The 25,846-nt window shown below is 63.3% G+C and carries 33 protein-coding genes; 18 read left to right on the top strand and 15 right to left on the bottom strand.

Annotated elements, in window-relative coordinates:
* Positions 1-63 precede the first annotated feature (63 nt).
* Positions 64-675, top strand: coding sequence for a PilZ domain-containing protein (locus QA642_RS19830; RefSeq protein ID WP_283086124.1), 612 nt, complete (start codon positions 64-66; stop codon positions 673-675).
* Here QA642_RS19830 and QA642_RS19825 read toward each other — a convergent pair.
* Positions 662-850, bottom strand: a complete 189-nt coding sequence (locus QA642_RS19825) for a hypothetical protein (RefSeq protein ID WP_283086123.1) — start codon at positions 848-850, stop codon at positions 662-664. The two genes, QA642_RS19830 and QA642_RS19825, sit on opposite strands and share 14 nt — an antisense overlap.
* A 155-nt stretch (positions 851-1,005) precedes the next feature.
* On the opposite strand from QA642_RS19825, the gene QA642_RS19820 reads away from it, so the two are divergent.
* Positions 1,006-1,629, top strand: coding sequence for a transglutaminase-like cysteine peptidase (locus QA642_RS19820; RefSeq protein WP_283086122.1), 624 nt, complete (start codon positions 1,006-1,008; stop codon positions 1,627-1,629).
* Positions 1,630-1,743: 114 nt separating this feature from the next.
* Here QA642_RS19820 and QA642_RS19815 read toward each other — a convergent pair whose 3' ends face one another.
* From QA642_RS19815 to QA642_RS19805, 3 genes are all read right to left on the bottom strand, one after another.
* Positions 1,744-3,507, bottom strand: coding sequence for a CYTH and CHAD domain-containing protein (locus tag QA642_RS19815; protein ID WP_283086932.1), 1,764 nt, complete (start codon positions 3,505-3,507; stop codon positions 1,744-1,746).
* A 450-nt stretch (positions 3,508-3,957) separates the two neighbouring features.
* Positions 3,958-5,250 carry an amidohydrolase family protein gene (locus QA642_RS19810; protein WP_283086931.1) on the bottom strand — a complete coding sequence of 431 codons (1,293 nt, stop codon included), beginning with the start codon at positions 5,248-5,250 and terminating at the stop codon, positions 3,958-3,960.
* A 273-nt stretch (positions 5,251-5,523) separates the two neighbouring features.
* Positions 5,524-6,231 (bottom strand): GntR family transcriptional regulator, encoded by a 708-nt coding sequence (locus QA642_RS19805; protein ID WP_283086121.1) that lies wholly within the window; start codon positions 6,229-6,231, stop codon positions 5,524-5,526.
* A gap of 256 nt (positions 6,232-6,487) precedes the next feature.
* Here QA642_RS19805 and QA642_RS19800 point away from each other — a divergent pair, with 256 nt between their 5' ends.
* The 7 genes from QA642_RS19800 to QA642_RS19770 all read left to right on the top strand — a co-directional run bounded on the left by QA642_RS19800 (position 6,488) and on the right by QA642_RS19770 (position 12,474).
* Positions 6,488-7,474 carry an ABC transporter ATP-binding protein gene (locus QA642_RS19800; protein ID WP_283086120.1) on the top strand — a complete coding sequence of 329 codons (987 nt, stop codon included), beginning with the start codon at positions 6,488-6,490 and terminating at the stop codon, positions 7,472-7,474.
* A gap of 42 nt (positions 7,475-7,516) precedes the next feature.
* The gene (locus tag QA642_RS19795; protein ID WP_283086119.1) at positions 7,517-8,803 is read left to right on the top strand and encodes a PotD/PotF family extracellular solute-binding protein; all 1,287 of its coding nucleotides are present in this window, start codon (positions 7,517-7,519) and stop codon (positions 8,801-8,803) included.
* On the top strand, positions 8,803-9,762 hold the full coding sequence (locus QA642_RS19790) for an ABC transporter permease (protein ID WP_283086930.1): 960 nt from the start codon (positions 8,803-8,805) through the stop codon (positions 9,760-9,762). Before QA642_RS19795 ends, QA642_RS19790 begins: the two co-directional genes overlap by 1 nt.
* Positions 9,763-9,765: 3 nt before the next feature.
* Complete coding sequence (locus QA642_RS19785; RefSeq protein WP_283086118.1) at positions 9,766-10,644, top strand: ABC transporter permease; 879 nt, start codon at positions 9,766-9,768, stop codon at positions 10,642-10,644.
* Between the two features lie 11 nt (positions 10,645-10,655).
* On the top strand, positions 10,656-11,387 hold the full coding sequence (locus QA642_RS19780) for an aspartate/glutamate racemase family protein (protein WP_283086117.1): 732 nt from the start codon (positions 10,656-10,658) through the stop codon (positions 11,385-11,387).
* A 114-nt stretch (positions 11,388-11,501) separates the two neighbouring features.
* Positions 11,502-11,693: a hypothetical protein gene (locus QA642_RS19775; protein ID WP_027560085.1), complete on the top strand. Its 192-nt coding sequence runs from the start codon at positions 11,502-11,504 to the stop codon at positions 11,691-11,693.
* Between the two features lie 286 nt (positions 11,694-11,979).
* The gene (locus QA642_RS19770; protein WP_283086116.1) at positions 11,980-12,474 is read left to right on the top strand and encodes a hypothetical protein; all 495 of its coding nucleotides are present in this window, start codon (positions 11,980-11,982) and stop codon (positions 12,472-12,474) included.
* Positions 12,475-12,657: 183 nt separating this feature from the next.
* Here the strand turns inward: QA642_RS19770 and QA642_RS19765 are convergent, their stop codons facing one another.
* A complete protein-coding gene (locus QA642_RS19765) occupies positions 12,658-13,077 on the bottom strand; it encodes a hypothetical protein (RefSeq protein ID WP_283086115.1) in 420 nt (139 codons plus the stop codon).
* A gap of 103 nt (positions 13,078-13,180) precedes the next feature.
* Complete coding sequence (locus tag QA642_RS19760; RefSeq protein ID WP_283086114.1) at positions 13,181-13,480, bottom strand: hypothetical protein; 300 nt, start codon at positions 13,478-13,480, stop codon at positions 13,181-13,183.
* Positions 13,481-13,576: 96 nt separating this feature from the next.
* Here QA642_RS19760 and QA642_RS19755 point away from each other — a divergent pair, with 96 nt between their 5' ends.
* Positions 13,577-13,792 (top strand): hypothetical protein, encoded by a 216-nt coding sequence (locus QA642_RS19755; protein ID WP_283087171.1) that lies wholly within the window; start codon positions 13,577-13,579, stop codon positions 13,790-13,792.
* Here QA642_RS19755 and QA642_RS19750 read toward each other — a convergent pair.
* The gene (locus QA642_RS19750; RefSeq protein WP_283086113.1) at positions 13,789-14,319 is read right to left on the bottom strand and encodes a gamma carbonic anhydrase family protein; all 531 of its coding nucleotides are present in this window, start codon (positions 14,317-14,319) and stop codon (positions 13,789-13,791) included. The genes QA642_RS19755 and QA642_RS19750 overlap by 4 nt on opposite strands.
* 86 nt (positions 14,320-14,405) lie before the next feature.
* Complete coding sequence (locus QA642_RS19745; RefSeq protein WP_235545387.1) at positions 14,406-14,735, bottom strand: hypothetical protein; 330 nt, start codon at positions 14,733-14,735, stop codon at positions 14,406-14,408.
* A 218-nt stretch (positions 14,736-14,953) separates the two neighbouring features.
* Here QA642_RS19745 and QA642_RS19740 point away from each other — a divergent pair, with 218 nt between their 5' ends.
* The 3 genes from QA642_RS19740 to QA642_RS19730 all read left to right on the top strand — a co-directional run bounded on the left by QA642_RS19740 (position 14,954) and on the right by QA642_RS19730 (position 16,837).
* Complete coding sequence (locus QA642_RS19740) at positions 14,954-15,661, top strand: hypothetical protein (RefSeq protein ID WP_283086112.1); 708 nt, start codon at positions 14,954-14,956, stop codon at positions 15,659-15,661.
* Positions 15,662-15,855: 194 nt separating this feature from the next.
* A complete protein-coding gene (locus QA642_RS19735; protein ID WP_283086111.1) occupies positions 15,856-16,251 on the top strand; it encodes a PaaI family thioesterase in 396 nt (131 codons plus the stop codon).
* A gap of 187 nt (positions 16,252-16,438) precedes the next feature.
* Positions 16,439-16,837, top strand: coding sequence for a VOC family protein (locus QA642_RS19730; RefSeq protein WP_283086110.1), 399 nt, complete (start codon positions 16,439-16,441; stop codon positions 16,835-16,837).
* A 249-nt stretch (positions 16,838-17,086) separates the two neighbouring features.
* On the opposite strand, the gene QA642_RS19725 is transcribed toward QA642_RS19730, so the two are convergent.
* The 3 genes from QA642_RS19725 to QA642_RS19715 form a co-directional block, all read right to left on the bottom strand.
* The gene (locus QA642_RS19725) at positions 17,087-17,179 is read right to left on the bottom strand and encodes a hypothetical protein (protein WP_283086929.1); all 93 of its coding nucleotides are present in this window, start codon (positions 17,177-17,179) and stop codon (positions 17,087-17,089) included.
* A 525-nt stretch (positions 17,180-17,704) separates the two neighbouring features.
* Positions 17,705-17,893, bottom strand: coding sequence for a hypothetical protein (locus tag QA642_RS19720; protein WP_283086109.1), 189 nt, complete (start codon positions 17,891-17,893; stop codon positions 17,705-17,707).
* Between the two features lie 703 nt (positions 17,894-18,596).
* On the bottom strand, positions 18,597-20,042 hold the full coding sequence (locus QA642_RS19715; RefSeq protein ID WP_283079231.1) for an IS1182 family transposase: 1,446 nt from the start codon (positions 20,040-20,042) through the stop codon (positions 18,597-18,599).
* Between the two features lie 183 nt (positions 20,043-20,225).
* Here QA642_RS19715 and QA642_RS19710 point away from each other — a divergent pair, with 183 nt between their 5' ends.
* Together QA642_RS19710 and QA642_RS19705 are read left to right on the top strand one after the other, a co-directional pair.
* Positions 20,226-20,567, top strand: a complete 342-nt coding sequence (locus tag QA642_RS19710) for a cupin domain-containing protein (RefSeq protein WP_283086108.1) — start codon at positions 20,226-20,228, stop codon at positions 20,565-20,567.
* A gap of 32 nt (positions 20,568-20,599) precedes the next feature.
* Positions 20,600-20,731 carry a hypothetical protein gene (locus tag QA642_RS19705; protein WP_283086107.1) on the top strand — a complete coding sequence of 44 codons (132 nt, stop codon included), beginning with the start codon at positions 20,600-20,602 and terminating at the stop codon, positions 20,729-20,731.
* A 107-nt stretch (positions 20,732-20,838) separates the two neighbouring features.
* Here the strand turns inward: QA642_RS19705 and QA642_RS19700 are convergent, their stop codons facing one another.
* Positions 20,839-21,348 carry a GNAT family N-acetyltransferase gene (locus QA642_RS19700; RefSeq protein ID WP_283086106.1) on the bottom strand — a complete coding sequence of 170 codons (510 nt, stop codon included), beginning with the start codon at positions 21,346-21,348 and terminating at the stop codon, positions 20,839-20,841.
* A gap of 127 nt (positions 21,349-21,475) precedes the next feature.
* Between QA642_RS19700 and QA642_RS19695 the strand changes: the two genes are divergently transcribed.
* Positions 21,476-21,682: a hypothetical protein gene (locus tag QA642_RS19695; protein ID WP_283086105.1), complete on the top strand. Its 207-nt coding sequence runs from the start codon at positions 21,476-21,478 to the stop codon at positions 21,680-21,682.
* On the top strand, positions 21,639-21,872 hold the full coding sequence (locus QA642_RS19690) for a PaaI family thioesterase (RefSeq protein ID WP_349253877.1): 234 nt from the start codon (positions 21,639-21,641) through the stop codon (positions 21,870-21,872). Before QA642_RS19695 ends, QA642_RS19690 begins: the two co-directional genes overlap by 44 nt.
* 284 nt (positions 21,873-22,156) lie before the next feature.
* Here QA642_RS19690 and QA642_RS19685 read toward each other — a convergent pair whose 3' ends face one another.
* Together QA642_RS19685 and cysE are read right to left on the bottom strand one after the other, a co-directional pair.
* A complete protein-coding gene (locus QA642_RS19685; protein ID WP_007602550.1) occupies positions 22,157-22,375 on the bottom strand; it encodes a DUF3126 family protein in 219 nt (72 codons plus the stop codon).
* Between the two features lie 122 nt (positions 22,376-22,497).
* The gene (gene cysE, locus QA642_RS19680; RefSeq protein ID WP_027560093.1) at positions 22,498-23,322 is read right to left on the bottom strand and encodes a serine O-acetyltransferase; all 825 of its coding nucleotides are present in this window, start codon (positions 23,320-23,322) and stop codon (positions 22,498-22,500) included.
* A gap of 289 nt (positions 23,323-23,611) precedes the next feature.
* Here cysE and QA642_RS19675 point away from each other — a divergent pair, with 289 nt between their 5' ends.
* Positions 23,612-25,000 carry a hypothetical protein gene (locus tag QA642_RS19675; RefSeq protein ID WP_283086104.1) on the top strand — a complete coding sequence of 463 codons (1,389 nt, stop codon included), beginning with the start codon at positions 23,612-23,614 and terminating at the stop codon, positions 24,998-25,000.
* Here QA642_RS19675 and QA642_RS19670 read toward each other — a convergent pair.
* The gene (locus QA642_RS19670) at positions 24,986-25,741 is read right to left on the bottom strand and encodes an alpha/beta hydrolase (protein WP_283086103.1); all 756 of its coding nucleotides are present in this window, start codon (positions 25,739-25,741) and stop codon (positions 24,986-24,988) included. The genes QA642_RS19675 and QA642_RS19670 overlap by 15 nt on opposite strands.
* Between the last annotated feature and the right edge of the window lie 105 nt (positions 25,742-25,846).

Genomic DNA, 25,846 nt, shown 5'->3' with positions numbered 1-25,846 from the left:
CATTAACCCTATGCACCTTAGGGTCGTCTCGGACTCCGCCAGGCGGGGGGTCGGGTTGTGAAAATGGCGTTGGCGAACAAAAAATTTCTTCCGGCCGCCGAGGAACGTCGGCGTTTCCAGCGGGTGAAGGTTCACCTGCTCGGCCGCTACATGCTGCCGGACCGCCGCGAATTCCCCTGCCAGGTGATCAACATGTCGCCGGGCGGCCTGGCGCTGCTCGCGCCGGGCATCGGCAATGTCGGCGACCGCGTGGTCGCCTATCTCGACCATATCGGCCGCGTCGAGGGCAAGATCGCCCGGATCATCGACAATGGCTTTGCCATGACGATCGGGGCGACGCCGCGCAAGCGCGACAAGCTCGCGGCGCAGCTGACCTGGCTCGCCAACCGCGACATCCTCAATTTGCCCGAGGATCGCCGCCACGACCGCATCGTGCCGCGCAACCCGATCGCGGTGCTGACGCTCGAGGACGGCACCAAGATGACCTGCCGCATCATCGACCTTTCTCTGTCCGGTGCGGCGATTGCCGCGGAGAACCGGCCGCCGCTGAAATCGACGGTTTTCCTCGGCCGCGTCCAGGGCCGCGTAGTCCGCAACCTCGAAGACGGCTTCGCGCTGGAGTTCATGCACGAGCAGCCAGCCGAGACACTCGAAGAGAGCGTTACCGCGCGGTAAAGCGCAACCGCACCAAAACCACTGTTTTTCCAGCCCAAGAGGCGGCCTCCGCGATGCGGACGCCGCCTTTTTCATGCGTCGTGACCGGCCTTGCGCGGGTTAACGCCGGCGCGCTGGCGCGCGGAAACGGCAGTTCCGTCAGCGTTTCCGCGTTAATCCCTAAAATTTGAATCAATTGCAGTATTCTCAAATTCTATTCAAAATCGATTCAAGTATAGATCGAATTCGCCGCCAGTTTTACTTTCATTCGTCTCGACTTGACTTGGTCGACTTAGCGGCAACTCAAAAGCTCCATGCGAAATGTGGTCCCAACAAGAAACGGGGGCCACGATGTTCGACTTCAGGGGACAGGGGAAAGGGCTGGCGATCGCCGCCATGCTCTTCGGGATCGGCGCGGCAGCGCAGGCCGGCGAAGGCCGTCTGCTCTACGCGAGCCTCGGCGACACCACGCGTGCGCCGATCGGCTGGGTCGAGTTCTGTGCGGACAATGCCGCGCAGTGCCAGGGCGGGCCGACGCAGCCGCGCGACATCGTGATGTCGCAGACGGCATGGCGCGACCTCGTCAAGGTCAATCGCTGGGTCAACGAGACCGTCAAGCCTTTGACCGACCAGGAGCACTGGGGCGTGATCGAGCGATGGTCGCTGCCGACCGACGGCTACGGCGACTGTGAAGACTACGTGCTGTTGAAGCGCAAGATGCTGATGGATGCCGGATGGCCGCGTGAGGCCCTGCTCATCACCGTCGTGCGCGACAAGAAGGGCGAAGGACACGCGGTGCTGACGGTGAAGACCGACAAGGGCGAGTTCGTTCTCGACAATCAGAACGAGAACGTCGTGGCCTGGACGGAGACCGGCTACCGCTTCGTCAAGCGCCAGTCGCAGGGCGATCCCAACGTCTGGGTCTCGCTCGGCGACACCAAGCCGGCGGTCTCCACCGCCAGCGCACGAGATTAGGAACGAGACAACGAGTTACGCGACCCGGTCACATCCCCACCCCTCCCCGTCCCAGACCGGTTCGCGCGCGGCCAGGCTTCCCCAAAGCCTGGCCGCAACTTTTTTGGATGCCGATCAGTTCTGCGACGCCCACGGCACACGCGCCGCGGTGAAATCGCGCCACGTGCTTTGCAGGGCTGGCTGCACGCCGACCGAGGCGCGCGCCTGCCAGCCGGCAATCGCAGCGGCCGCAATGGCGCTGTCGGGGGACTCGCCACCGAGCCCGTCGAGCAGCGAGGCCGTGACCGCCATGTCGTTGAAGGCGCCGAGCTCCTCCTGCAAGCCGGCGAGCCGGCGCGCGTAGCGTCTTGCGGATTTGCGATCGGCAAACAGCGGCAGCAGGAACTCGCTGAGATAGCGCAGCCGCTTGGCCGCGAGCCGCACCCGGTGCACCTGCTCGGCCGACAGCGACTTGAAGCGACGGCCGCGCTTGAGCACCTTGGCGTGCTGCTCCGACAGAATGCGCTGCGCGAAATTGACCGCGGGCTCGGCGAGTTGGCCGAGATCTTCGGCGGCGACGTCGTTGCGCCAGCCCCGCGTCTCGATCCAGCCGCCGAGGCCAATCAGGAACAGCGCGCAGCGGCGATCGCCGAGCGCACGATGCGCCTTGCGATAAGCTTCCGACTGGCGCCTGGCCGCGGCCCGGCCGAGCGTATCGAAGCCGGCGACCGCAGGACAGGCAGAGGCGATCGTCGGCAAGGTGTCGAGCTGGAACACGTCCCAGTCGCGCGCAGCCGACAGGTCCTGCGCCAGCCATTTGGTTTCAGATCGCAGCGCATCGAGATTGCTGAGCGCGCCGACCGATCGCATCAGATCGAGCGCCGAGCGAAGCCGCCGCAGCGAGACGCGCAGCTGATGCACCCCTTCCGGATTGCGGCCGTCCTCGGCCGCCGGCAGCGATTGCAGCAGGTGGAGGAAGCACGAGCGCAGGATGGTCTCGAAGGCTTCGTCGAGCGTGACCGACGGATCGAGCTGAAGCTTGCGCGGCCGGCGCGCTGATGGCGACTTGTCGGCGGCAAGATCGAAGCCGCGCGCCGACTTGCTGCGGATCGACGGCTTCACCGCGCCGTGCTCGGCAAGACGCAGCGCGATCTCGTAGATCGTGCTGGCGCTGCCGCTCTTCAGTTCGAGCTCGATCTCGCTCACCGGCAGCGACCGCTCGCCGGCGATCAGCTCGCCCTGGTCGAAGGCGATCTCGACCGTGCCGGACGGCAGGTCGATCATTCGCGCATGACGATGGATGTCGGCGGTGAAGACGGCTTCGAGCGGTTGCGTCTCGAGCTGCTCCCGGAGCTTCTCCGGAATGAAAGGCATTGCCAGCGCGAGATCAGGCGCGAGTGTCGGCACGCTCGCCTCCCACTCGCCACGGCGCAGCGGATCGTCCGCGGCGTCGGTTTTCACGGTCTGTACGAAGCGCGCGCCGTTCTGGCGCACGCGCAGGCTGAGGCCGCTCTTCCGAAGCGCGCGCTCGGGCGTGTCGTAGTAGACCGACTTGAGATGCTTGCGCGTCCCCTTGTTGCGCGCGTTACTCGCGATGATCGGCGCGGCATTGAAATGCGCCATGCGCTCGGCATCGACAAGAAGCTTGAGCTCGATCTCGCCTGCGGAGCGCACGGCGACAGTCGACTGGGCGGGCTCCGGCGCGGGCGTCGCATCCTGCGACGGCGTCTGATCACTCACGGCGCCCTCGACGATCGCAGGTTCCGGACCGGGCTTGGCCGGATCAATTTGCCTGAGGAAGCCGGCGGCGACTTGCGTTCTCTTGTTGTCCTTTGGGACAGGATTCCCGTCCGGCGCGCTCGTGGTTTTGCGAGCCGGCGTAGCGTCTGATTTTAGCATTTCCGGTGACATGACAGTTCGATGACAGGCGGCCAGCATATAGCCGGTCGGGCCCGCGAGGAATAGTAACGTTACGTCGCAATGCATCATCGTCCACACGCCCCTGCGGGCGCAGAAATCAGGCGCGGACTGTGATAATTCGGTTTGGCGTTGCGAATTAAATTGCTGAAGCGTGCAGTAAGTGATCGAATTGACAGCGAATCTCGTCGTTCTCGAAAGCGAGATGAACGCGTCAGCGAGCTTGACTCAATGCTAGCCGAGAAATTCTTCCTGGTTCTGGAGACGCTTAGAAGCCACGCATCCGATGACCGGCCCGAAATTGTGACAAGTCCTGCAAGGCCGCCTGCGATCCCGGAGATTGCACCCGCCTCGCCGCGCAAGAAGCCGGCATCTGACGATCGCAACTAGAAGCGTTCCAATGTCGCAAAGCCGCGCGACGCGCCATGCGCGTCAATGTGCAAGACTGTTCTTGTAGATCCTGCCGCCCTTCATGATCACGACGAAATTCTTCGCGGGATCTTCGACGAGGGCGATGTTGTCGAGGGGATTGCCGTCGACGAGCAGGAGGTCGGCAAGCGCCCCCTCCTCCACCACGCCGAGCTTGCCGGGATAGGGATTGCGCAGGCCCGACAGGCTCAGCAGCTCTGCGTTCGCCGACGTCGCCATGGCCAGCGCTTCGGCGGGCGTGTACCAGCGCGTCAGCGCAGCGAGCATCGCGCCCTGCTTCTCCGCCAGCGCCTGCGAGAACAGGACATCGGTGCCGAACGCGGTCTTGATCTTGTACTTCTTCGCCAGCGCGTAGACCCGGTCTGTGCCGGCAACCACCTGCCGCATCTTGTCCTGTTCCGAAGGCCCGAGCGCGGCGGCGCCGGAGATATCCAGGAACGGCTGCGTGCTGAGCCAGATGCCCTTCTCCGCGATCAGCTTCGCGCTCGCCTCGTCCATGAGATGACCGTGCTCGATGCATTTTACGCCGGCCGCGATCGAGCGCTGGATCGCGACCGACGTGTAGGCGTGCGTCGCCACGTAAGTGCCCCAATTGTCGGCGGCTTCGACCGCCGCGCGCAGTTCGGGCTCGGTGAAGGTGGAGACGTCGAGCGGGCTGAATGGCGACGCGACGCCGCCGCCCGCGGTGAGCTTGACCTGGGAAGCGCCCTGCATCAGCTGCTCGCGCGCCCTCACACGCACCTCATCGGGACTATCGGCGACCATGCTGCCGCCGATCTGCTCCATGCGACTGAGCATGCCGCCGATCGTGCGCGGTAGATCGGACAGCTGGCGAAAGTCGCCGTGACCGCCGGTGATGGTAATGATGGCGCCGGACGGATAGATGCGCGGACCTGCGACGAGATCCTCGTCGATGGCCTGCTTGAGGCCGAAGCTCGGCCCGCCCATGTCGCGAATGGTGGTGAAGCCGCGCATCAGCGTCGCCGTCGCTTCGCTCGCGGCAACCAGATTGTTGTAGCCAATGTCGCCCGCGAGCGCGGCCATCGGCGTCGGACGCACCAGCATCGCGTGCCAATGCGCGTCGATCAGCCCCGGCATCAGCACGCGCCCACCGCCGTCGATGATTTGTGCGGCGCCCGAAACGTCTCCCGTCGAAATCTTCTCGATGGCTCCGTTCCTGACGAGAACGCTGGATGGCACCGAAAGCGCGCTGGCCTTACCGTCAAAGATCCGGACATTGCGGAACAGCACCGCGGAGTCCTCGGCCGCTGCTGACGAGGGGCCGCCGAGCCCCATGGCAGTGCCGGCAAGCCATGCAGCGAATGCGAAAACTTTGGCCGACATCCTCAAACCCGACATATCCAGCTTTCCACTGAGGTCTAGGGCTACGCGAGGGGTGATGGCAGGCACGCGACGTCTGGTCGCCAGTTGACCCCGACGTTTATCTTCCGTCAACTTACTACCCGGGCGGCAGGATGCAGCCCTGCCATCTCCGTTGATGGGGGATCGGCGCGGTCAACCGCAATTGAATCAAACGGGTGGCGGGTGACGTCAGACTTCGCGCGCCACTCACGCGCCCAGCACGTCCGCGAGCCGCAGCTCGTCGGCGGCGGGATCCTTCAGGAACAGCTCGGCCTCGATCTCTCGCAGATGCGACAGCATCTGCGCCCGCGCGGCCTCCCGGTCGCGCTTGCGGATCGCAGCGACGATGCCGGCGTGATGATCGGTGCCGCAGGCCGGCGTGTCGTGGCGGCGATAAAGCAGGATGATGAGCGATGAGCGCGCAATCAGCTCCTTGAGGAAGCCGAGATAGATGCTGTGGCCGCTCATCTCGGCAATGAGCCGGTGAAACTCGCCGGAGAGGCGGACGGACGCGCGCGCGTCGCCGCGCAGCTCGGCCTGGCGCTCTTCCGTGAGATGTTGCTGAAGGCGGTCGAGCCAGGCCGGCGATGCCACACCGATGGCGTGATCGACGATGGTGGTTTCGATCAGGCGGCGCGCCTCGAACACTTCGCGGGCATCCGCCGGCGTCGGGCGCGCGACGAAGGCGCCGCGGTTCTTCTCGATGTTGACGATGCCCTCATGTGCGAGCTGTTGCAGCGCGGTGCGCACCAGCGTGCGGCTCGCGCCGTAGATCTCGCCGATCTCGTCCTCGCCGAGCTTCGTGCCTGGCAGCAGTCGGTGCTCGAGGATCGCGGCGGTCACGCCTTCCCTGATCCGGCTGACGCGATCGCTCGCGTCTGGCGCATCGGATTTTTGGCGGGTCTTGGCGGCCATGGGTTTGAAGGCTCGATCGGCGAATATCGGGCCGAATGTTAGTCGACGAGCTGTATCCAATCACAGGCGAAACTTTATACAATCTGCGCCCGTTTTGTGTGCAGGTGTCTGCGCGCGCGCCGGGCAGCTCGGATGCTCCGGATTCGATCTAACGATCTGACTCCGCAGCACTGTTTCTGGGAATCGGCGGACCGAAACCTGTTGGCACGGACCTTGCGGAGAGAGGCCCAGCATCGCCCCTCCCCTTGGACACGCCATGGCCACTCCCGCCGCTCTCGAACTCGTCGCCGTCACCAAGCGCTATGACACGACGCTGGCGGTCGACAACGTCAACCTGAAGATCCCGGCGGGCACCTATTGCTGCCTGCTCGGCCCCTCCGGCTGCGGCAAGACCTCGACCTTGCGCATGATCGCGGGCCATGAGGCGGTCAGCGAAGGCGACATCATTCTGGGCTCACAGAACGTCACCGATCTGGAGCCGGCCAAGCGCGGCACGGCGATGATGTTCCAGTCCTACGCGCTGTTTCCGCACCTGACCGTGCTCGACAACGTGGCGTTTGCCCTGAAAATGCGCGGCGTCGATCGCGCGACACGGCACAAGCGCGCCGGCGAGCTCCTCGAGCTCGTGGCCATGAGCCCCTATGCCGGCCGGCTGCCGGCGCAGCTCTCCGGCGGCCAGCAGCAGCGCGTCGCTCTCGCCCGCGCGCTGATCACCGAGCCGCAGATCCTGCTGCTCGACGAGCCGCTGTCAGCGCTCGACCCGTTCCTGCGGGTCAAGATGCGCGGCGAACTCAAGCGCCTCCAGCGCGAGCTCGGCATCAGCTTCATCCAGGTCACCCACGGCCAGGAAGAGGCGATGGCGCTCGCCGACCACATCGTGGTGATGAACCACGGCAGGATCGAGCAGCAGGGTTCGGCCCGCGACATCTTCCATCATCCCCGCACCGAATTCGTGGCGCGCTTCATCGGCGGCCACAACGTCCTCAGCGACGCCGGCAACCTCATCGCCGTGCGCGCCGATCAGCTCGGCATCATGCCGTTTGCCGACGGCGCGTTCGGCGCGCCGGCGCTGCTGACCCAGACCGAGTACCAGGGCTCCTACATCGCCGTCTCGCTTACGCTCGACGACGGCACCGCCCTGTTCTCCCACGTTCCGGAAGCCACCTTCGACGTTCACCCGTTCCGTCCGGGCGATCGCGTGCTGGCCACCTGGGATCCCGCCAAGGCGCAGCGCCTGCAATAGCGCCGATCGATCAGTGGAATGCGCAACAGAGGAGTGATTGACATGACCGAGACGACCAAGAAGGGTTTTAGCCGCCGCTCGCTGCTCAAGGGCACCGCCGGTCTCGCCGGCCTTGCCGCCGGCTCCGGCGTGATCACCGGCTTTCCCTATGTGCACTCGGCCGAGCCGAAGGTGCTGCGCTATCTCGGCACCGCCGTGAACGAGGGCGACGACATCTCCAAGCAGTGCCTGAAGGACACCGGCATCAAGATCGAATACATCACCGCGACCACCGACGACGTCACCAAGCGCGTGATGACCCAGCCGAACTCCTTCGACGTGCTGGATACTGAATATTTCTCGCTGAAGAAGATCGTGCCGTCGGGCAACATCCTTGCGCTCGACGCAAAGAAGATCAAGGAATTCGACAACATCACCCCGGTCTTCACCAAGGGCGAGACGCCCGGCGGCAAGAAGATCGGCGGCCAGGGCACCGCGCCCTGGAAGGTGCTCTATCTCGAAGGCAAGGACTCCAAGAAGTTCGCGACCTCGGCGACCGAATTCGTCACGCTGATCCCGACCGTCTACAACGCCGACACGCTCGGCATCCGTCCCGATTTGATCAAGCGGCCGATCAGCTCGTGGTCCGAGCTGCTCAATCCCGAGTTCAAGGGCAAGGCCTCGATCCTCAACATCCCCTCGATCGGCATCATGGATGCCGCGATGGTCGTGGAAGCCAGCGGCAAATACAAATATGCCGACAAGGGCAACATGACCAAGGAAGAGATCGATCTCACCATGAAGGTGATGACCGAGGCCAAGAAGGCCGGCCAGTTCCGCGCGTTCTGGAAGGATTTCAACGAGAGCGTCAACCTGATGGCGTCGGGTGAGACCGTCATTCAATCGATGTGGTCGCCGGCGGTGACGAAGGTGCGCTCGATGGGGATCGCCTGCACCTTCCAGCCGTTGAAGGAAGGCTATCGCTCCTGGGCTTCGGGCTTCTGCGTGTCGAAGGGCGTGTCGGGCGCGAAGCTCGACTGGGCCTATGAGTTCGTGAACTGGTTCCTGTCCGGCTATGCCGGCGCCTATCTCAACCGCCAGGGCTACTACTCCGCCGTGCTCTCCACCGCGAAGGCCCACATGGAGCCCTATGAGTGGGCGTACTGGATGGAAGGCAAGCCGGCCGAGAAGGACATCAAGGCGCCCGACGGCTCGCTGCTCGAGAAGGCCGGCGCGGTGCGCGACGGCGGCTCCTACGAGGACCGCATGGGCGCGGTCGCGTGCTGGAACGCGGTGATGGACGAGAACGACTACATGGTCCGCAAGTGGAACGAGTTCATCGCGGCGTGATGGACATGTCGGAAGAAGTCCTGCAACAGGCATCCCCGGGCTTGATCCCGGGGTCGGGCACAGCGCGCGCCGCGAAGCCGACGCGCCTGTCGCCCTCCTTCATCTCCTGGCTCCAGGCCGGGCCGATGATGCTGGTGTTTCTAGCCTTCTTCCTCATTCCGCTCGTCTTCGTCGTCATCGTCTCGTTCTGGGACTACAACGAATACCAGCTCCTGCCGGCTTTCTCCGTCCGCGGCTACACCGATACGTTCGAAGGCTGCATCGCGCAGCTCCCCGATCTCTGCACCATCGGCAAGACCTATCTGAAGACGCTCAAGCTGTGCTTCCTGGTGTGGGCGATCACGCTCTTCATCGGATTCTGGGTCGCCTACTTCCTCGCCTTCCACGTCAAGTCCAAGACCTGGCAGATGGGATTGTCGCTGCTCTGCACGATCCCGTTCTGGACCTCCAACGTGATCCGCATGATCGCCTGGATCCCGCTGCTCGGACGCAACGGCCTCGTCAACTCCGGCCTGATGAAGACCGGCCTGGTCAACCAGCCCGTGGAATGGCTGCTGTTCTCCGAATTCTCCGTGGTGCTGGCCTTGGTGCACCTCTTCACCTTTTTCATGGTGGTGCCGATCTTCAATTCGATGATCCGCATCGACAAGTCGCTGATCGAGGCCGCCTATGATGCCGGCGCCACCGGATTACAGACGCTGGTCAACGTCATCATTCCACTGGCAAAACCCGGCATCGTGATCGGCTCGATCTTCGTCATCACCATCGTGATGGGCGACTTCATCACCATCGGCGTGATGGGCGGCCAGCAGATCGCGGCAGCCGGCAAGATCATCGAGACGCGGCTGAACGCACTGCAATTCCCGGCGGCCGCGGCGAACGCCGTGATCCTGCTCGCCATCACTTTCCTGATCATCACCATGATGTCGCGCATCGTCGACATCAGGAAGGAGCTCTAGAGCATGAAGGAAGGACGCCCGCGCAGCTTCTACGTGCTCGCGATCTTCTTCGCGGCCTATGTGCTGTTCCTCTACGGCCCGATGATCGCGATCTACGTGCTGTCGTTCCAGGGGCCGCAGGGCGGACTCACCTTTCCGATGAACGGCGTCTCCACCTTCTGGCTGGCAAAGCTGTTCGAGGGGACCGGCATCGTCGATCTCGGCGCCGCCTTCCGCCGCTCGCTGCTGCTCGGCCTCGTGGTGATGGCCGTCACCGTCGTGCTCTCGGTCGCCGCCGGCACGGCGTTCCGCAGGAAATTCAAGGCACAGAGCATCCTGTTCTACTCGGCGATCGCAAGCCTCATCGTGCCCTCGATCATCACCTCACTCGGCATCTCGCTGGAATTCCGCATCATCGACGATCTGATCAAGGCGCATTGGAACGAGAATTTCGAAACCTCGATGGGCCTGCTTACCTCGGGCCTGGGCGCGCACCTGACCTGGACGCTGCCATTCGGCCTGCTCATCATGTTCGCGATCTTCAACCGCTTCGACCCGCGCCTCGAGGAAGCCGCGCGCGATCTCGGCGCGACGCCGTGGCAGACCTTCCGCTACGTCGTGCTGCCGATCATCCTGCCGTCGGTGATCGGCATCGGCCTGTTCGGCTTCACGCTGTCCTGGGACGAACTCGCCCGCTCCAGCCAGGCGATCGGCCCGGTGAACACGCTGCCGCTCGATCTGCAGGGCCTCACCACCACCGTGACCAAGCCCGACATCTACGCGCTCGGCACCGTGATCTCGGCGGTGTCGTTCGCGGTGATCACGCTTGCGCTCGGCACCATCCACATGCTCAACAAGCGGCAGGCGGCCAAGGGCTCGGACGCCGGCAAGGGACTTGTCTGAGAAGGATCGCGATGCGGCTGCACATCGTCAATCCCAACACCACCGCCTCGATGACGGCGAAGATCGCTGCTGCCGCGCGCGGCGTTGCGCTGCCCGGCACCGTGATCGACGCGCGCCAGCCCAACATGGGCCCGGTCTCGATCGAAGGCTTTTACGACGAGGCCTTTGCGGTGCCCGGCATGCTCGGCTGCATCCGCGAGGCCGACCGCGATGGCGCCGATGCGCACATCATCGCCTGCTTCGACGACACCGGCTTAGATGCCGCACGCGCCGCGGCGATGACGCCAGTGATCGGCATCGGCGAGGCCGGCTTCCACATGGCGAGCCTGATCGCGGCGCGCTTTGCCGTGGTGACGACGCTCGGTGTCTCCATCGTGCCGATCGAGCACAACTTGCGGAAATACGGCCTCGCCGAGCGCTGCGCTCGCGTCCGCGCCGCCGAGGTGCCGGTGCTCGCGCTCGAGGAGCGCAACACTGATGCGCTTGGAAAAATCTCCGCGGAGATCACCGCCGCGATCCGCGCCGATCGTGCCGAGGCCATCGTGCTCGGCTGTGCCGGCATGGCCGACCTCGCCGCTGAACTCGCCGCCGCGCATGGCCTGCCCGTGATCGACGGCGTCGCCGCGGCGGTCACGCTGGCGGAAGGATTGGTGCGGCTCGGGCTGAAGACGTCGCGGCTCGGGCCCTACGCCGCGCCGCGATCGAAGACCTATTCCGGCCCGTTCGCGCCGTTCCAGCCGTGAGCCTCAACCCGCGACCGGCAATCCCGATCAACTTTTATGTTTCTGTCATAGAGCGCGGTGTTTTCGCGCCAACCCCGTGCTAGGAAGCCGCACCAGTAGTTCTACGGGGCCTATATGAAAAAGAATGACGTGACGTGTTCCGCGTGCGGGGCCGGCTTTCGGCGATTGGAGCTGTCGACACCGCCGGCCAACAAGGGCGAGTACCGCTGTCCCGCCTGTGACGAGGTCGTGGAGACCTTCGATGGCAGCGCGTTCATCGCCTACCGCATGACGATCCAGCCTTCGATGAAGGCCGCCCGTCCCTAGCGGATTCGTTGCATGAACACAGGGCCGTCCTCGGACGGCTCATCGTAATTCGATACCCCGCTCATGCCGAATTCGGCGTGGGCGGGCTTTTTTTGGGCACACCGATCCCGGTCCCGGGAAGCCGCCGGGCTTGGAACAATTACGTTTTCCGGCTCACGGCCTCTTTTTGGTCCCATTCCTTGCGGAAACGTAACGTTTTCGGGACATCCCCGGCCGCCGCTTGTTCTGCGTTCTTGGGTTGCCGGTCTTCGCCACTCACCAAGTTTCAATTTGGGTTTTGTCAGCGATGATCGATCTCGCAAAGGACACATCCTCCAACCCCCTCCTTCGTCTCGGCGCCCAGCCTATCGCGCTGACCGCCGCCGCCCTCCTCCTGCTCGTCGCCGGCGTGACCTCGATGGCGATCTGGCGCGCCTATACCGGCGCTGCACCGGAGACGGACCGGGTGGTGGCCTCGCGGCAGCTCCAGGCCCGCACGGCCCAGGCGTCCGAGCAGCTCGTCGAGAAGACCAGGGGGCTGGAAGCCACCCAGCAGGAATCGATCGACCAGCTCCAGGTCGTGCAGGACCAGCTCCAGACCATGAAGCGGCTGATGGCGGCGCAGCAGGCCGACACCAAGCGCCTCTCCGAACAGGTCGCAACACTGAACGAGTCGATCGACGGCCTGCGGCAGTCCTACGCCAGCGCGCGGGCGACAGAGGGGGAAACGCCCTCGGTTACTCGGCGGAAACCGGCACGGCACCGCGTGCATGTCAGCGCGCGCAAGCGCTCGCGCGGCTGAGCAGCCACGGCCCGACTTTATTTTCGGCACTTGTGAACTGGATCACATTCCCCCGTATGATTCCGCGCCATGCTTGCCGTCACCGGATGGCGTGAGCCGATTTCAATATCCGGGGCTGGCAAGGTCGTTGACGGTATACTGCGTCAACGGCCTTGTTTTTTATGGGTTCGGCCGGCCGCCCGGCTATTCGCAGACGTCGACGCTTCGGTATCGCCATCCCGCGGGCGTCATCACGCGCTTGCGCGCGACGTAGCAGCCACCATAACCACCGTCGTCGTAGCCGGTCCCATAATAGGAGGGGTCGCCGTCATAGGGGTATCCGTAACCGTAGCCATAGTAGCCGCCGTAAAGGCCGGCGCCGGCAATTCCCGCCCCGATGGCAACGCCGGGCCAGAAGCCGCCGCCATGCCAGTGGCCGCCACGGCCCCAGCCGCCAGCACCATGCCAGCCACCGCCACCGTGCCAGCCGCCACCGCCGTGCCAGCCGCCACCGCCGTGAAAGCCGCCGCCATGTCCGAAACCGCCCGCAGCTCGAGCTGCCTGCGGCGCCGACAGCCCGACTGCCGCGACGGCCAGCGCCGCCATGATCATCTTGCGTAACATCACTCGATCCTCCGCGTGGACACGCTCCACGCTTCAAAGCAGGATCAAGCTACCGTCACTTGGGCATTCCCGACAGCCACACTGTCTCACTTCCGCGCGAGCGTCAGCAGCCGCGACAGATACTCTTGAGCTTCTTGTCGAGCATGCGGTTCTCAGCGTTCACGGCGGCATCGGTCGATCCACCGCTGCCGGTGCCGGTGGTGGCTCCCGAGCCCGGGCCGGATGATTGAGCCGTCCCCAAACTATTTGTCCCGGGCGGCGGGGCTGGCGAATTGGCGACGCCGCCGGTCGATCCGGCAGAACCCGTGCCGCCGGTTGCTTGCGCGAACGATGCAGCCGGCATCGCCGCGAGACTGAGGATCACGATCAAGGTCTTCATTGAAACGGTTGGCGATCTGGCCATCGGACACGCTCCTTTGGTTGACCAACCGCCCCGGCAAAGACCGGTTCCGGAACAAATGACGGTCCCATCGGCTTGAACCGGGAGACAGGCGCGCTCATGCGCGAGCTGATCGCCGCGACCTCGGACCAATGGGAAGGCAACGTCACGATGACCGATCGCGACCCTTTTGCAGAAGGCGAACGCGCCGCGCGCGAAAACATTCCGCCTGAAGCCAACCCCTATTCAGATGGCAGCGACGAGCATGCGCTGTGGTCGGCGGGACACGAGAAAGTCGCGAGCGCCAGGGAAGCCCGCGAGTCCGAAGGCAGCTAGCCGATCCGCTTCAGGCCCTTCTTGAAGCGCGGGCCGTTGGCGACGTAGAACTTTGCCGCACTTCCCATCTTCTGGACCTGGGCGTCGTCGAGCGTGCGGATCACGCGCGCGGGCGAGCCGATGATCAGCGAGCGTTCGGGAAATTCCTTGCCCTCGGTGATGACCGAGCCGGCGCCGACGATGCTGTTGCGGCCGACCTTCGCGCCGTTCATCACGATCGAGCCCATGCCGATCAGTGCGCCCTCCTCGATCGTGCAGCCGTGCAGGATGACGTTGTGGCCGACGGTGCAGTTCCGGCCGATGACAAGCGGAAAGCCGAGATCGGTGTGGCAGGTCGAGCCGTCTTGCACGTTGGCGCCCTCGCCGATCTCGATCCACTCATTGTCGCCGCGCAGCACCGCGCCGAACCAGACGCTGGCACCCGGCTTCAGGCGCACGCGGCCGATCACGGTCGCGGTCTCCGCGATGAAATAGTTGCCGTCAGCCGGAAGATCGGGCGCCTGCCCATCGAGCTCGTAGATCGCCATGAAGGTCTCCTGTCGCGTTGACCAAGCCATAGCCAAACGGCGACGCGGAGGCAAAGGGCCGCCGCGCCACGCAGCCCTGCGAAGTGTCAGGCCAGCACGCCGGCCGCGCGCAGCGTCATCAGGAAGAAGGTGCCGCTCATCATGCTCCAGAAGGCGGCGATGAGGGTCGCCATCATCACGAACTCGAGGCGGCGGCTTTCCAGCCGCATGCCGCGCAGCGTGTTGCGCATGATGATGAAGGGCGCCGCGAACACCAGGAACGGTACCGCCGCGAAGGTCTTCGGCGCGACGCCGGCCTGCAACAGGCCGAATCCGGCAGGCCGCTGCGTCGCGGCCTGATATCCGTTCACGAGGGCGCCCGCGAGCGCGAAACCGATGCAGATCGAGAAGAAGGTATTGAGAGCTTCAGGTGTCATCGGAACAGTCCGCCCTTACGCAACGCGAGGAGCCTTCCTGTGACAAAAAGTGCTGGTTAACGCTACATTATCCTTAAGGGAAGGTTAACGCCGCCGGCCGGCCCGCGCAGGGCCCTTCCCGTTCCCCGCAGGCGGGGGACGCTGCGCGAAATCGCTGCCGCATGGCATATTCGCCGCTGATTCGTCGGCCAGCGGCCGACCTCCGGCTCGCGCAACCCATGACGATGTTTTCGGCAGCTCCCCTCAGGTCTCCCCGGACGCGCACCCTGGCGCATGTCGTCCCGATCGTGCTCGGCGGCATTGCTGCGGCGGGCGCGGTCGCGCTGGTGGCCTACCTGCTGTGGCCGACCTGGGGCACGGGCGGCGCGAGTGCGCCGGACAAGCTGCCGGTCAGCGTCGGCGGCACGCTGTTCAACCTGCCGGCGGCGGCGATCCGGATGAAGATCCAGCGGCACACCGGGCCGCAGGAGCGCATCGATCTCGACTTCCTCTATCCCTCGCTGGAACCGCCCGGCGCGCCGAAGCACGTTACCGCCGACACGGTGGAAGCCGCGGTACAATCGATCGACCGCATCTTCCTGTCGATCGCAGCCCACCACGATGCGCTCTCGCCCGAGCAGCGAACAACCACGATCTATCCGCGCTATCTCGACCAGGCCACCACCCAGCCCGAGGATGGTCTGACGATGCGGATGTTCCGCGCCGACACACCTTACGGCAGCGAGGATTTCTATTCCGCGACAAACCCCGCGCTGACCGCGCGTTGCACCCGCGATGCGGCGACCCCCGGCATGTGCCTCTCCGAGCGCCGCGTCGGCGGCGCCGACCTCACCTTCCGCTTTCCGCGCAGCTGGCTGTCGCAATGGCGCGAGGTGGCAGAGGCGATGGAGAAGCTGACGACGCAGCTGCGCGGGCCGAAGGGCTGAGCGCGACTTCCCTGCCCGCCGCGGGATCGGCTTGGGACGAGCCGGGAGCCTCCCGACAAAAAATTGAAAACAACCCCATGCACAGTAGCCAAGCGCCTGTCATGGCTTCGTATTTTCATGAATTCGTATTTTTCGAAGAAGAACTTGACCCGTCGGGCAAAACAGTGGCATGATGTCATCATGGGGCGATCGACGTGAATGACGCGGCAACACCTCTCCCGCCCGGTGCCCAGCTGCTCGGACGCGAATGGCTTGGCTTTGACGAGAGCGGGCACGCACTGATCCGCTTCCAGGCGCAGCTCGATTTCACCAACAGGCACGGAACGATCCAGGGCGGCTTTCTTGCTGCGATGCTGGACTCCGCCACCGGGATTTGCGCGCTGGCGGCGCTCACATCCGAACTGACCGTCGTCACAAGAAGTCTCGATACGCGCTTCCTGAAGCCCGCATCGGTCGGTCCGATCATCGCACGCGCGCGCGTTACCGAACGGACGGAGCGCGACATGGTCGTACACGCCGAGCTCGTCGATGCCGAGGGCATCATCGTCGCCGACGCCACTGCGCAGCTGCGCATTCTCGCAAAGAAGTAGATCTCGAAGCCGCAGGCGCAACCAGTGGCAAAGGCACAGCGACCGCGCTGCCGGACGAAAGGCTCCTCCGAAGGCCGCGGGTAAAAACGTCACTGCCGTGAAGCAGGAGGCTGCTGACAGCATGCTGTCAGCAGTGGGGCGATACTGCTCGACGGAAGCGCTGAAACATTCAGAAGGAACTGGGTTCATGAACTTCGCCTCAATACGTCTGATCGCCCGCGACATCAAAGCCGTGGTCGGATTCTACGAAGAGGTAACAGGCAAGACGGCCGATTGGCTCGCACCCGTCTTCGCCGAGATCGTGACTCCAACAGCCGCAGTCGCCGTCGGAAGCGCGGAGACTGTCGCTCTCTTCAAGGAAGGAAGCGCCGAACCCGCCGCCAACCGTACGGCAATCATCGAATTTCAAGTGACGGACGTTGATGCCGAGTTTGAACGATTGAAGGGCCAAGTCGAAGTCGTTCACGAACCGAAGAATTTGCCGTGGGGCAATCGCGCAGTTCAATTCCGTGACCCCGAGGGCACGCTGGTTAGCCTGTATACTCCCGTTACCGACGCTGCCAAACAGCGGTTTGGATCTCGGTAAGCGACAAGTCGAGATAATTTAGCTGCGTATCGGTCGATCACGCCCGCCATTGGCGCCCGTCAATTGCAGTCCCCGAGACTAGCCGCACTTCTACGCGTTCGATCAAATGGGCGCACGCATGCAATGTCTGTTCGGGGTCATTCTCGTCGATCAGCTGGGACCATGACTAGGTCCGGTCTACGCCAAAGAGCTGACGCCAAGATGAGGATTGAGGTTCGACGCTAAGGGCCATAACCGGAAATACAAGGTTCACTCGATCACCTCGTCGGCGCGGGCGAGGATCGATGGCGGGATTGTGATACCCAGCGTCTTGGCGATGTTTAGATTGACAATCAGATCAATTTTGGTCGGCTCCTGGACGGGCAGATCGGAAGCCTTGGCGCCCTTGAGGATTCTTGTCGACGTAACCGGCGCATTGGCCGAAAATGGCTTTGATGTTAGGCATGTAACTCAAGAGACCGCCTGCATCGCTAAGAAGCACGCTCGGCAGACGGTGCTCGCGCGCAAGGTCGCCCAAACGCGCCCGATGGCTGTAAGCAAGCGACGGGCCAAGCGCCACCACGGCTTCGGCGTGCGCCCTATCCATCGCGGAATAGTAGATACGTCACTATTGCCTGTGGTTGCGGGTGGGGCACTGGTAGTGAAAGCAGAGAAGAGGATTAGTAATGAATCGTGTTACGATAGCCCTAGTCTTTGTCCTGATCACACTATCGCCTATTCATGCCCAATCTTCGGATTGGAACAGGACTATCCGCCAGCAATCCTGGTCCGGACTCGCTTACCGCGACGAGAACGCCTACCGTGAGCAGGTTGAACGTTCCTTAGACCCTTCCAATCCTTTTGTATCGGACTCACAGAAGCAACTGATCAGGAATCAATACCTTGAATACCTGCGGCATCAAGAGCAGCAGCGTATTCAACAGCAAGGGCAAAGATACGAGATAGAGCGGGAACGGCAGCGCTAGCGAACGCGGTATCAAACTCCTCGGCCGTTCTGGCGGGCACGAGTTGCAATGTGACCGCCAGCTTCTGCGCCGCCGCCTCGATCGACGGCATAGCGACCTTATGCTGCTCGTATGTCGAATCCCAGAGGATCGCGATCCGCCGGGCGCTGGGCGCGGCGCAACTTCGCCGATGGGCCAACAGGCGACTTCTCAGGATTGATACGAATAGACAACCAGCAGGAGCTACTTGCGAATGGAAATCATTGCCTTCGTTTATCTGTCCATCTCAGAAGGGCCAACGCAATCATGCCAATCGGCCAGACAACAAAGATGGTCGTCTCCCAGTCTTTGAACGCCCGATATTCATCGGCAGTATGGGGATAGCCGCGTGTTGAACAATAGGCGCTACGACAATCGTGCGGGAGACAGTTGCCGGTCGCGCACTCACGTATAGGCCCCTCTCCAAACCGGCTTGCACCGTAGATGAACAAAATCATCATAGGTATGGCCACCGCGTAATAGGCAATGGCGCGCCGCCTAGACTTAAACGAAAATCTCAGAAAACCCATGGTGCCGAATATGAGCCATGGGCAGTCAATGTTCCAGTGGGGAGCCACGGATGGCATCCGCATTAAACCGCTTTGGTGAGCCAACACGTCCGCTTCGGGTCTTGGTTGTGTGCAAACGGATAGGTCGGACGCGGCGTGGTCGCCAATCATTGCAGGCGGCCGGTGCTGACGCATCGGATCGTCCAATGACCGGCCAAAGTGGGTATCGCGACGGGGTATTGCGGTTTTGGACGCGCTTTCCGGCCTTCAGGCGGCGCGGATGGCTGCAATCAGGCGCGGTTTGCCGACGATGTTCATCACCCGTGTGAGGTTATAGGCGAGAACATGCAGCGCCATCTCAGCGGCGACATTCCGTAGGCGCTTCATCAGGAAGTGGGTCGCACCCATACGGGCTTTGATCGTGCCGAAGGGATGCTCGACTGTCTCACGTCGCGTCCGCATGGCGTCAGGATTGGAATCGAGCCGTCGCTGGACCTCCTCGACCACATGCTCATGCTCCCAGCGCGTGATCCGGCGCTCCTTGGACGGCGTACATTGGCTCTTGATCGCGCAGCCTTGGCATGCCGCCGTCGACCAGTAACGGCGCAGCGTCATTCCATGCTCGATGTTGGTGAAGTGATAGGGCAGCAGCTGGCCCGATGGGCAGCGGTAGACATCCTCATCAGGCAGGTAGGCGAAGTCCTGTTTGCCGAACCGGCCCTCCGCCTTGGCGTTCGACGTCATGGGCTTGGGCAAGGTGACTGCAACGCCAGCCTCTTCGCAGGCCAATATCTCCTCTCCGTCGAAGTAGCCACGATCGGCGACCGCATCGAGTTTGTCCACTGCGAGCACTTCTTTGGCCTGCTTCGACATCCGAGCAAGCTGCCCACGGTCGTTGCCGACGTTTATGACCTCGTGCGTCACAATCAGATGGTGTTCGGTGTCCACCGCGACCTGGACGTTGTAGCCGACGACACCCGATCCGCGTCCGCTGGTGGCCATCGAACGGGCATCCGGATCGGTCAGCGATATCTGTTGATCCGGCGTGTTGCGCATCTGCGCATCAAGCACTTCCAGGCGGCTCATCTCCTGCTTCAGCCGAGCGATCTTTTCCTTGATCCTCGTCGTCTTGATGCTGATCGCTTCCGATGGCTCCTGCCGATCGGCGCTATCGAGTTGACGCAGATATCGACCGACGCTTTCCTCGATCTGCGCCATCCGCCTTGCCATCTTGGCATGCGTGAAGTTGCGGTCGCGGTTGTTCACCGCCTTGAACTTGCTGCCGTCGATTGCGACGCTTGCGGTCTGCAACAGGCCCATTTGCCGGCATAGTGCAACGAACTTCGCGCAAACCTTCCGGATCGCCGCGCCGTTATCCTTCCGGAAATCGGCGATCGTCTTGTGATCGGGAGCCAGGCGCCCAATCAGCCACATTACCTCGACATTGCGGCACGTCTCACGTTCCAGGCGGCGACTGGATTGCAGCCGATTGAGATAACCGTAGATGTAAAGCTTCAGAAGGACTGCCGGATGATAGGAGGGCCGGCCCGTCTCCTTGGCGATCACACGCTCAAACCCCATTCCATGCAGGTCGAGCGCCTCGACGAACACATCGATCACGTGGACCGCGTTGTCCTCGCCTACCCAATCCTCCAGACATTCCGGCAAGAGCGTCAGCTGGGATCTGTCCGCGCCTTCAACGAAGCGTCCCATCCGTATCCCCCATCAGGAAACGGAAGAATCCTAGCCGACTCGTGACTTTTCACACAGCCAGGGTCAAAATGCGAAGAACTCAACGTGAGCAAATCCAGTCCGCTATGCGCCGTTGAACGGACCTGAATGGGGCGCTACGTGGGCTTGTAGGTAATTCGGCTCTGGAAACGCGTGGGAATATCGATGACAATCCAGCCAGGCAATCTATTCACGGATGTGGCGGATGTTTCGGCCGCCAACATAGGGGAAGAGGCGTTCAGCGAAATCCTCGCGCGGCCTGGCTTGAAGATCGAGCGCATTATATCGCAGGGGCAAACTAGTCCGCCGGGCTTCTGGTATGATCAGGCGTGGAACGAGTGGGTGATCGTGCTGAAAGGGCGCGCCACATTGCAGTTCGAACATGAGCTTGCCGCGCGATCGCTGGGCGTGGGGGATTACGTCTTCATCCCCGCAAGGAAACGCCATCGCGTCGAGTGGACGGAGCCGCAACAGCCAACGGTCTGGCTCGCCGTCCATTTCGAGTGAGCGCTTATCACAATCGGATCAGCACCGGCCGCGTGGCACGCATCGTGAGCTATCCGGATTGGGGCACGATCGACGCCGCCGAGAAACGCAGGGGAGCGCTGCTCGGCAAGCAGCGGGAGAAATTCGTCACGATCCCCGACATGCTCGCAGCGGTGGGCGCGTGACGGAGAACCGTGCGCAACTCAAGAGATCGGCGTTGAATTGGTCGAACGCAAGGGCCACGGGCGTACGGCTCACGCCAGCAGGACAGCTTGAGTGCATTTTTTTGCTATCAAGCCAGATCATAAGCCATGATGACGCGCCTCTTGCCGAGATATTCGACCTCCTCGACCGGCTGCCAGCGGCGGGAAGCATAGTAGCCCGGCAATGTCCCCGAGGTGTAGAGATATATCCGTCGATGGCCCAGCGCCGCAGCCTTTGCCACGGCAGCTTCAATGAGCGCGTTTCCGACACCTTGACTCCGCGCGCTGTCGGGCACGAACAGCTGCGCCATCCACGGCGAAAGTGCAGGACGTATCGTCATCTCGCTGGCGAGCAGATTGACCGAGCCAACAAAGGTCGTGCCGCACCGGGCGACCAGAATTTCCGGCAGATGGTGCGAACGAGCCGCATGGCAAAGAAACTGCTCATAGTCGGCGGCCGAGCCATACCCTGTCAGCGGGCCCCAAAACGCAAACTGAAGCGCGGCGATTGTCTTCGACAGACCCGACTCTTCGGTGAGGCGGGCAATCTCGAGAGAGTCTGCGTGCATATCGGACCAATGATCTGGGAGCGTTGTCACTCTACATACGCGCGATCACGCACCCTACTCACAGATTGTTGCCGATGAGCATCAGCGCTGCCAGACCTTGCACCGGATCGGCTGCTTGGTACCCTCTTCTTTAAGGAAAACGCCGGGGAAGATCGATGTGAGCGACGCGACACCCAATCTGCCACCCGGCGCCCAATTGCTCGGACGCGAATGGGTCGGCTTCGACGAGGCCGGGCAAGCGTTGATCCGCTTTCAGGCGCAGCTCGCGTTCACCAACAGGCACGGGACCGTTCAGGGCGGATTCCTGGCGGCGATGCTGGATTCCGCGACCGGGATTTGCGCGCTGGCTGCGGCTCCCGGCTGACCTGACCGTAGTCACCAGGGGTCTCGACACGCGCTTTCACAAGCCTGCATCGGTCGGTCCGATCATCGCACGCGCGCGCGTTGTCGAACGGACGGAGCGCGACATGGTCGTACACGCCGAGCTCGTCGATGCCGAGGGCATCATCGTCGCCGACGCCACGGCGCGGCTGCGCATTCTCGCGAAGAGATAGAGTTACGGGATTGCGGAGCTAACGTTCCTCATGTGGGGAGAACGCGCCTCGATCTCCGATGCGTGCCCCGGACGCAGCGCAGCGTCTCTTCGACGGTGCGCTGCTGAGCCGGGGCCAATGTTGCGGATATGCGCCGTATGGCTTCTGGGTCCCGGCTCTGCACTGCAACGCTAAGGGCGTTGCAGTGCAGAGCCGGGACACGAGAGGACGCCGCGCTGTCGCCGCACGGCTCATTGCGAGCACGGCGAAGACTCAGCTCCGCTCGCGATCACCGCGTTGAAAAACTATTCCTGATCGACGAGATCGTCCTCGAGGATCGCCATCTGGAACTGGAACGAGCGATCGTCGTCCTCGTCGTCGACGAAGAGCACGCCGATGAATTCCTCGCCGATATAGACCTCGGCGGAATCATCCTTCTTCGGCCGCGGTACGACGCGGATCTTGGGATTGCCGAATACGCGCTTCAGATACGCGTCCAGCTTTCTGACTTCTTTGACGTCCACGGCAAGTCTCCGATCGAAATTGGTCGGCGGGTTTTAGGACGAGACGCGACGAACCGCCAGCATGAATTGCCAAAGAATTTGGGGACGACAAGCGCCGGAAAAGCCGGCGCCTGCTTGCGGGCTCAAAGTCCCATCGCGTTGATCATCTGATCCATGGTGCGCGACGGCTCGGCGCAGCCGGCCTCGCCGACGATCTTGGCGGGCACGCCCGCGACCGTGACGTTGTGCGGCACGGGCTTGACCACGACCGAGCCGGCGGCGATGCGCGCGCAATGGCCGATCTCGATGTTGCCGAGGATCTTTGCGCCGGCGCCGATCAACACGCCGTGACGGATCTTCGGATGACGGTCCTCGTTCTCCTTGCCGGTGCCGCCGAGCGTGACGCCGTGCAGGATCGAGACGTCGTCCTCGATGACAGCGGTCTCGCCGCAGACGAAGCCGGTGGCGTGGTCGAGGAAGATGCCGCGGCCGATGCGCGCGGCCGGATTGATGTCAGTCTGGAACACCGCGGAGGCGCGACTCTGGAGGTAATACGCAAAATCCTTGCGGCCCTTCAGGTAGAGCCAGTGTGCGAGACGATGGGTCTGGATCGCGTGAAAACCCTTGAAGTAGAGCAAGGGATCGATGAAGCGCGCGGTGGCGGGATCGCGGTCATAGACGGCGACGAGATCGGCGCGGAAGGCGTTGCCGAGATCGGGATCGTCGCGCAGTGCCTCGTCATAAGTCTGGCGCACCAGATCGCCCGACAGCGCGGAGTGATCGAGCCGGTCGGCGAGACGATGGATCACCGAATCCTCGAGGCGGCTGTGATGCAGCACCGTCGAATAGATGAAGGTTGCAAGCTCGGGCTCGCGATGGACGATGTCCTCCGCCTCGCCCCGGATCCGGTCCCAGATCGGATCGAGCGATGCGAGCTTTCCTCCCGGATTGACCTGATGCACTGCCATGATTTTCTCTCTGGGATCTGCTCTTTCGAACGGGCTGGTTTTGTTTCTCTATAGCACAGTGTAGGCGACAAAGTCCTGACGGGCTTGCCTCAGAGTGAACAGCGCCTTGCCCCGCGGGGGCATGCCAACGCCTTGAAACACAACGGTTTCTTTGGACGCCCCCAAGCGGCAAGGTCGGCTCAAAATGGTCAGGGTTTGGCCAAATTCAAGCCGGCCGGGGTCAAACTATTGGTGAATTCCGTCTCGACGGTTATTGCGGGCATGGTCCCCGGGGGACGACGGAGCAATCTTGAGCATCACCACCGATCAATTGCGCGCGCGCGCCGCGGGCTCGTTTTGGCTGCGGCTGGCGGCGGTGGCCTTGCCCCCTGTCTTGCCCCTCCTCCTGATCGCGCCCGCGTTGTGGAACGGCTATCCGCTATTGCAATGGGATACCGGCGGCTATCTGGCGCGCTGGTACGAGGGCTATCTTGTCCCCAGCCGCTCCACTGTGTTCGGCCTTTACCTGCATTACGGCGAGAATCTTGGTTTCTGGAACAACCTCGCGGTCCAGTCGCTGGCGACGCTGTGGCTGTTGCAGCTCACCCTGCGCGTGCTCGGCCTGATGCAGACCTTCCGCTTCGTTGCGATCAGCCTGCTCCTGATCCTGTCGACCGCCCTGCCCTGGCTCGCCAGCATGCTGCTCACCGACATCTTTGCAGGGCTCTCGGTGCTGTCGCTGTTCCTGCTGATCGTCGGCGGCGAGCGCACGTCGCTGCTCGAAAAGATCTCGCTGTTCGTCTTCACCGCCTTTGCCGCCGCGACCCACAGCGCCACGCTCGGCGTGCTGCTCGGGCTCTGCGCCGCCGGCTGGATGGCGCGGCCGCTGCTGGGGCGACGCCTACAAATCGCCGGACTGGCGCAAGCGAGCCTGACGATCATCGCGGGCGGTGTGATGCTGGTCTCGGCGAACCACGCGCTGTCGGGCCAATGGGCGTGGACGCCCGGCGGCTATGGCGTCGCCTTCGGCCGCATGATGCAGGACGGCATCGTCGCGCGCTACCTGAACGACCACTGCCCGCGCGAGCGCTACAAGCTCTGTCCCTATCGCAACGAGCTGCCGGCGACCGCCGACGAATTCCTGTGGGGCAAGAGCATGTTCAACACGCTCGGCCGCTTCGAAGGCATGAACGACGAGATGGGCTATATCGTCGTGCATTCGCTCGCCGATTATCCGGCCTGGCAGGCCGGCGCGGCGCTGCGCGCGATGGGCCAGCAATTGCTGCACGTGGCGACCGGCGAAGGCGCCAGTGTCTGGATCCCGCACACCTACGGCATCATCGAGCGCTACATCCCGGCACAGGTCGCGCCGATGCGCGCGGCGCGCCAGCAAAATTGGGGCCTCGATTTCGACTATGTCAACTGGCTACACGTCCCCGTCGCGCTGGTCTCGATGCTCGGACTGCTCGCGCTGCTCGGACATGCACTGGCCAACAGAAGGCTCGACGATCTGACGCTGCTGGCGGCTGGCGTGACGCTGGCCCTGCTCGGCAACGCCTTCATCTGCGGCGTGATCTCAGGACCGCACGATCGTTACGGCGCGCGCATGGTGTGGGTCGCGACCTTCGTCGTGTTGATGGCGCTGGCGCGTCGCTTTGACGAGGACGAGTCGGCGAACGAGGTGTCAGCCGCGGCGTGAGAGGAAGTCGAGTACGCCGGTCTTGTAGACCTTGTCGCCGACTGCGCGCATGTGGTCGCGGCCCGGAATATCGAGCACTTCCGAACCGGGAATGATGGCGCCTAGCGCGCTGGCCGAGCCCGCGACATCGTCGGTCGAGCCGACCGCGATCAGCACGGGCACGTCGATGCGCGCAGCTTCGTCCTTCGTCATGATATCTCGCGTGCCACGCAGGCAGGCGGCGAGCGCACGGCGGTCGGAACGGGTTTGGTCTGCGAATGCACGAAAGGTGCGGCCGACGGGATCGCTGACGTCGTCGAGCGATGGCGCCTCCAGCGCCTTGGCGACGTTCTCGCCGGGCCCGGTGCCTTCGATCAGGCCGCCGATGCCGATGCCGCCGAGGATCGCCGAGCGCAGGCGCTGCGGCTCGTTGAGGGCGAGCCAGGCCGTCATCCGTCCGCCCATCGAATAGCCCATGATGTCGGCCTGCGGGATGGCGAGATGGTCCATCAGCGCGAGCACGTCGCCGGCCATGGTGGGGATCGAGTATTGCGCGGGATCGTAGAGCTTTGCGCTCTCGCCATGGCCGCGATTGTCGAGCGCGATCACACGGCGGCCGTTCTTGCGCAGCTCCGACACCCAGGTCGGATAGACCCAGTTCACGTTCTTGCTGGAGGCAAAGCCGTGCACCAGGATGATCGGATCGCCCTCGCCTTCGTCGAGATAGGCAATTTCAACGGCGCCGTTGTGAAAGCTCGGCATCATCAGTTCCGCAAGTCTTGAGGGGGAATGGGTGATCTTAGAGCATGATCCGGAAAAATGTGCAGCGGTATTCCGGCAAGATCATGCTCAAAGAATAGCCTGAAG

This window comes from Bradyrhizobium sp. CB2312 (assembly GCF_029714425.1).
Taxonomy (GTDB): domain Bacteria; phylum Pseudomonadota; class Alphaproteobacteria; order Rhizobiales; family Xanthobacteraceae; genus Bradyrhizobium.
The sequence above is the reverse complement of the archived record's forward strand: the minus strand, read 5'-3'. Positions and strand labels throughout refer to the sequence as shown.